Source organism: Microbacterium umsixpiens (genome assembly GCF_053543675.1).
In genome coordinates, this window is record NZ_JBLVOH010000022.1 from 2,647 (window position 1) to 6,143 (window position 3,497).

The window sequence follows — 3,497 nt, forward strand, 5'->3', positions numbered from 1 at the left end:
CCGCTCGCCGAGAAGCAGGCGATCCTGTTCGCGATCGCCGACATGCGCACCGAACTGCACGCGGCCCGGCTGATGGTGCGCGACGGTGCCCAGGCCGTCGACGAGCAGGCGCCCGACGCGACCATGCGCTGCGCGATGGCCAAGCGCTTCGCCACCGACGCCGGCTTCGACGTCGCCAACCGGGCGCTGCAGCTGCACGGCGGCTACGGGTATCTGCAGGACTACGGGATCGAGCGGGTCGTCCGTGACCTGCGGGTGCACCAGATCCTGGAGGGGACGAACGAGATCATGCGACTGATCGTCGGACGCGAGATGCTGCGACCCGCGGGTTCGAGCTCGATGCGGAGCGCATCATGACCGTGTCGTCCTCGAAAGCGGTCGTCGCTTTTCTCGGCCTCGGACACATGGGCCTGCCGATGGCGAAGAACCTCGTCGCCGCCGGCCACGAGGTGCACGGCTTCGATCTCGTGCCCGCGGCCATCGAGGCCGCGCAGGCTGCCGGCATCCCCGTGGCGGCGAGCGGGGCGGATGCCGTGGCGCATGCGGATGTCGTCATCACGATGTTCCCCGCGGGGAAGCACGTGATCGAGGCGTATCGCACGGAGCTGCTCGCGGCCGCGCGACCGGACACCCTCTTCATCGAGTCGTCCACCATCGCGGTCGACGAGGCGCGCGCGGCTCACGCGCTCGCGCTCGCCGCGGGGCACCGCAACGTCGACGCCCCGGTCTCGGGCGGAGTCGTGGGGGCCGAGAACGGCACCCTCGCGTTCATGGTGGGTGGATCCGACGACGACTTCGCCGCGGCGCTCCCGCTGCTGGAGGTCATGGGCGCGCGCATCGTGCACTGCGGTGGTCCGGGCCTCGGCCAGGCGGCGAAGGTCTGCAACAACATGGTGCTCGCGGTCTCGCAGATCGCCGTCGCCGAGGCCTTCGTGCTGGGGGAGCGGCTCGGGCTCGAGCACCAGGCGCTGTTCGACGTCGTCTCGCAGGCATCCGGGCAGTGCTGGTCGATCACCACGAACTGTCCCGTGCCCGGTCCCGTGCCCACGAGCCCGGCCAACCGCGACTATCAGCCCGGCTTCGCGGGGGCGCTCATGGCGAAGGACCTCGGCCTTGCGCTGCAGGCCATCGAGCAGACCTCGACCGACGCACGCATGGGCCGGCTCGCGCAGGAACTGTACGCCGCCTTCGCCGCCGGCGACGGTGCGTCCCGGGACTTCTCCGGCATCATCACCGACATCCGCGACGGCGTCGTGTGATGATCGGTACTTCGACGGAGAGGGCGATATGACCGAGTACGAGACGATCCTGGTCGAGCAGCGCGGACGAGTCGGGTGGATCACCCTGAACCGTCCTGAGGCGCTGAACGCGCTGAACAGCCGGCTGGCCGAGGAGGTCACCGCCGCTGCGGTCGCGTTCGATGCGGACGAAGGGGTCGGGGCCATCGTGGTGACCGGTTCCGAGAAGGCCTTCGCCGCCGGTGCCGACATCAAGGAGATGGAGGAGATGTCGGCCGCCGAGATGCTCGCGACCGACCACTTCGGGGTCTGGCATGAGTTCGCGGCGGTGCGCACGCCGGTGATCGCGGCTGTCTCCGGGTTCGCCCTGGGCGGCGGATGCGAGCTGGCGATGATGTGCGACATCATCCTGGCCGCCGACAACGCGAAGTTCGGCCAGCCCGAGATCAACCTCGGCGTCATCCCCGGCATGGGCGGTACTCAGCGGTTGATCCGCGCGGTCGGCTACTACAAGGCGGCGGAACTCGTGCTCTCCGGGCGCTTCATGGGCGCCGAGGAGGCGGAACGCGCCGGGCTCGTGTCCCGGGTCGCGCCGGCATCCGATCTCCTCGCCGAGGCGACGAAGCTGTCCGACACGATCGCCTCGAAGTCGCTCCCGTCGGTGTACGCCGCGAAGGCCGCACTCGACGCCGCGATGGAGACGACTCTGGCCGAAGGTCTCGCCCACGAGAAGCAGGCTTTCGCCGCGCTGTTCGACACCGCAGACCAGAAGGAGGGCATGTCGGCCTTCCGGGAGAAGCGGTCGCCCGACTTCCGGAACCGCTAGCCGCGGAGCGCGTCGACGATCTTCGCGATGCGGCGCTCGCGGGTCGCGTCCAGCTTCGCTTCGGTGACGGAGCGCGCGTGCTCCTTGCGGACGGAGTAGGACAGGGCATCGAAAGCGGCGCGCACCGCGGGGTCGGCATCCAGAGCTGCGGAGAGCTCGGACGGAACATCGACGGTGCGCTCGGCCGAATCCACGCGAATCACAGCATCGATCTCTTGGCCGATCTCGAGTCCGAGGTCGGCGCGCACGGCCTTGCTGAAGCCGATCATGTTCTCGCTGCCCATCCGGGCCACACGAAGACGCGCCGTGCGTCCGCCGATCGTCACGGCGACCGGGAACGCCTTGCCCGCGCTGAGCGACGCGACCTGCTCATCGCTGAGCAGGATCGCCGCAGCCGGGCCACGGCCGGTGAGGACGGTGTGCAAGCGCAGTTCGCTCATGTCGGAAGCGTACGCCCGGGGCCCTCGAACTCGGCGGCCAGGATCGCGTTGCGCTCCAGGATCAGCCGACGCATGTACGCGCGCAGGAACATCGCGTCGACCAGGCGGCCGAGCGGGCCCAGCGGCGAATGGAAAGTCACGGTGTCGTGCATGAGCGTGCCGGCCGGATGCTCCTCGAAGCGGTGCTGGTGCAGGAAGTCGCGGAACGGGCCGGCGATCTGGCGGTCTGAGAAACCGCGTGGGGGATCGACGTCGAACACGATCGACCGCAGGCGGAAGGGGATACCGAAGTGACGCGCCCGCCACGTGGCCGTCGATCCCTCGGTGAAGACCCCGCCCGTCGGGGCCTCGATCATCGTCTCGCCGTACCGGGCCATGCTCTTCACGTGGAGCCCCGGGTCGAGCGATGCGTCGAACACTTCGGCAGGAGCGGCCGGGATGACCGTCTCGAGCGTGAACCGTGCCATGTCAGAGGGCGTCGGGCTGCGGACGCGGATCGGCGAAGTCTCCGGCGTCTTTGCGCAGCCGCGCGACGATCGCGACGAGCTCGGCAGCGTCGTCGCGGCTCATGCCGGGGTCGGCGAAGACCTCGGAGTTCAGCGCCCGGGTGGCGCGTTCGACCAGCTCTCGACCGGCGTCCGTGAGGGCGAGGAGCGCCGCACGCCCGTCGTGCGGATGCGGCTCCCTGGCGATGAGCCCGTCGCGGACCAGGCGTTCGGCCGTACTGGTCACCGTGGTCGGGTGCACCTGGAGGCGGGCGACCACGCTCGAGAGGGGGAGGCGACCGGCGCGGCTGAACGCCAGCAGGCGCAGCACCTCGAACCGGGCGAAGCTGAGGGCGAACGGCTTGAGCGCCGCATCGACCCGGGCGAGCAGCAGCTGCTGGGCCCGCATGACCGAGGTGACGACGGCCATGCCGTCGGCGGCATCCGTCCATCCGTGAGCGAGCCACTGCCGCTTGGCTTCGGCGAGCGGGTCCACGGGAAGAGGGCG

At 70.0% G+C, this 3,497-nt stretch carries 6 protein-coding genes; 3 read left to right on the top strand and 3 right to left on the bottom strand.

The window, feature by feature from the left end; all coding sequences use genetic code 11:
- The 3 genes from ACNPM4_RS02040 to ACNPM4_RS02050 form a co-directional block, all read left to right on the top strand.
- Nucleotides 1-357 (top strand): acyl-CoA dehydrogenase family protein (locus ACNPM4_RS02040; RefSeq protein WP_448984517.1); only part of this gene is annotated, 357 nt, incomplete at its 5' end.
- Nucleotides 354-1,259 carry a 3-hydroxyisobutyrate dehydrogenase gene (mmsB, locus tag ACNPM4_RS02045; RefSeq protein ID WP_029263923.1) on the top strand — a complete coding sequence of 302 codons (906 nt, stop codon included), beginning with the start codon at nt 354-356 and terminating at the stop codon, nt 1,257-1,259. The genes ACNPM4_RS02040 and mmsB, both read left to right, overlap by 4 nt.
- A gap of 28 nt (nt 1,260-1,287) precedes the next feature.
- On the top strand, nt 1,288-2,064 hold the full coding sequence (locus ACNPM4_RS02050) for an enoyl-CoA hydratase-related protein (protein ID WP_448984518.1): 777 nt from the start codon (nt 1,288-1,290) through the stop codon (nt 2,062-2,064).
- Here ACNPM4_RS02050 and ACNPM4_RS02055 read toward each other — a convergent pair.
- The 3 genes from ACNPM4_RS02055 to ACNPM4_RS02065 all read right to left on the bottom strand — a co-directional run.
- On the bottom strand, nt 2,061-2,504 hold the full coding sequence (locus tag ACNPM4_RS02055; protein ID WP_448984519.1) for a YdeI/OmpD-associated family protein: 444 nt from the start codon (nt 2,502-2,504) through the stop codon (nt 2,061-2,063). The two genes, ACNPM4_RS02050 and ACNPM4_RS02055, sit on opposite strands and share 4 nt — an antisense overlap.
- Complete coding sequence (locus tag ACNPM4_RS02060; protein ID WP_448984520.1) at nt 2,501-2,971, bottom strand: SRPBCC family protein; 471 nt, start codon at nt 2,969-2,971, stop codon at nt 2,501-2,503. The genes ACNPM4_RS02055 and ACNPM4_RS02060 overlap by 4 nt, the downstream gene beginning before the upstream one ends.
- A gap of 1 nt (nt 2,972) precedes the next feature.
- Nucleotides 2,973-3,497 (bottom strand): MarR family winged helix-turn-helix transcriptional regulator (locus ACNPM4_RS02065; protein ID WP_448984521.1); only part of this gene is annotated, 525 nt, incomplete at its 5' end.